The sequence below is a fragment of the Spirillospora sp. NPDC049652 genome (assembly GCF_040675125.1).
Lineage (GTDB): Bacteria > Actinomycetota > Actinomycetes > Streptosporangiales > Streptosporangiaceae > Spirillospora.
In genome coordinates this window covers 1-1,989 of the sequence record NZ_JBFAOF010001170.1, presented here as the reverse complement: position 1 = coordinate 1,989, position 1,989 = coordinate 1, and the positions used below count along the sequence as shown (strand labels likewise).

Annotated in this window: 2 protein-coding genes and 1 pseudogene; 1 reads left to right on the top strand and 2 read right to left on the bottom strand. The window is 73.9% G+C overall.

Translation table 11 applies throughout. From position 1 onward, the window contains the following. Both AB0J52_RS38195 and AB0J52_RS38190 read right to left on the bottom strand, forming a co-directional pair. A partial coding sequence (locus AB0J52_RS38195) for a hypothetical protein (protein ID WP_500187891.1) occupies window positions 1-199 on the bottom strand: 199 nt, incomplete at its 3' end. 110 nt (window positions 200-309) lie between these two features. Beyond that, window positions 310-1,377 carry a trypsin-like serine peptidase gene (locus tag AB0J52_RS38190; RefSeq protein WP_500187890.1) on the bottom strand — a complete coding sequence of 356 codons (1,068 nt, stop codon included), beginning with the start codon at window positions 1,375-1,377 and terminating at the stop codon, window positions 310-312. A gap of 192 nt (window positions 1,378-1,569) precedes the next feature. On the opposite strand from AB0J52_RS38190, the pseudogene AB0J52_RS38185 reads away from it, so the two are divergent. Next, window positions 1,570-1,989 (top strand): annotated as a pseudogene (locus AB0J52_RS38185) (1-deoxy-D-xylulose-5-phosphate reductoisomerase); the annotation flags it as partial.

Genomic DNA, 1,989 nt, shown 5'->3' with positions numbered 1-1,989 from the left:
GGTCCGGCGGACGGCCGCCGACGCCGCGTCCCCGGACCGGCCAGCGGGCCAGGGCGCGCCCGGCCGCGGACGCGGCGACTTCATGGACGGCGACCCGCGCGGACCCGTGGCCGGGCAGGCCGACGCCCGCGGGCGGCCCGGTCAGTAACGCGGCGCAGGCCGGCAGTGCGATGGCGGGGGCGGACAGGCGGGAGGGCATGGCCCGCAGTCTCGCAGGACGCGCCGCACCCGGCCGGTCACTTCGAGTGATCGTCCGGCCGAGGTCCGGGCCTTCGCGAGCTTGCGGAGGCCCGGACCCTCAGGACACCGTCAGGACGACTGGGCGGTGTTGTAGAGGTTCTGCGCGTCGGTGCCGAAGTACGGGCCGAACATGTAGTTCGGCAGGAAGTTGTACTTGAAGCTGTTCACCGAGTTCTGCACCCCGGTGCCCGTCGACTCGCTGAAGTTCAGGAACCACGGGCCGCCGCTCGCGCCGCCGGTCTGGTTGCAGCCGATCCCCTGGTCGTTGCTGAGCAGGAAGTCGTCGATCACCGAGCCGGAGCAGTAGATGAGCTTGGTCCCGTCGTACGGCGAGGCGGCGGGGTAGCCGAACGCGTACATGACCTGGCCGCGCGCCTGGTTGAACGCGATGCCCTGGCCGCCGACCACGTCGGTGAGCCGCTGTCCGTTCAGGGGGGCGACGACGGCCGCGCCGACGTCGTAGTTGATGTCCTCGCTGGCGGTCCACTGCGGGGTGGACAGGGTCTTGGCGGCCGTCCACGTGCCGTAGGGGGCGTTGCCGTTGTTGTAGCCGGGGACGAACGTCCAGTTGGTGTGCCACGCGCCGTCCAGCTTGACGCAATGCCCGGCGGTGACGACGACGCTCTTGTTGGTGCTGGTGATGGCGTCGCCCGAGCAGGACGCCGTCCTGCCCTGGTAGGTGAAGAAGACCCGCCCGGCGGTCCGGGTGACCGCGCCGCCGCCGGTCCAGGCGGAGCCGCCGTTCGGCTGGGAGTACTGGATGACCGCCGGCAGGCCCTTCTTGATCTGCGCGGGCGAGATCCTCTTGTCGCTGGTCAGCGCGTCCATCGGGGTGGCGGATCGCATCCGCTCCGGGGTCCAGAAGTCGCGCGCCGCCTGCTGGGCGGCGGTGGTGGTGGCGAGCGGGTGGACGACCGGCGCGGTGGGGCCCGGGGCGAACGGCGCGGTCGGGTCCGGGGCCGTCGGATGGGGAGCGGTCGGGTTCGGGGGGCGCGGCGCGGTCGGGGCCGGGTCGGCGTGCGCGGGTCCGGCGGCGAGCGGGACGACGGCGGACGCGGCGAGCAGGGTCAGGACGACGCGGCGGGGCGAGGGGCGGGGGCTGCGGCGGGGCGAGGGGCGGTGAGGGATGCGTCCCATCGGGTCTCCTCGAGTCGGGGGTGGAGCCGGGGATGCGGAGGTGGCCCGCCTGCGGACGGTAAGCCGGGCATGCTTACACGCGCAGTGGCATAACTGGACAAAGCTGGTCAGGGGTGGTCGGCGGGTTTGCGCGTTCGGCCATGTGGCGGGGGTGTGCGTGTTCCGTGCGGGCCGTCCCCGGCGTGGCCGGTGATGGCCGACAATGGGACGGTGACTGCAACCGCGACTGGAACACCGGCCGGAAGCCCTGACGGAGCGCGCCCCCGCGAGGTGGCGGTGCTCGGCTCCACCGGGTCGATAGGCACGCAGGCCCTGGACGTGATCCGCCGCAACCCCGGGCGGTTCCGGGTGACCGCCCTGGCGGCGGGCGGCGGCCGGGTGGACCTGCTCGCCGAGCAGGCCCTGGAGTTCCACCCCGAGGTCGTCGCCGTCGCGCGCGCCTCGGCCGCCCAGGACCTCCAGCTCGCCTTCTACGCCGAGGCGCAGCGGCGCGGGTTCAGCGCGGGCGAGTACCCGATCCCGAAGATCGTCGCCGGGCCGGACGCGGTCGCCGAGGTCGCCGCGCACCCCTGCGACGTGGTGCTGAACGGCGTGACCGGCGCGCTCGGCCTG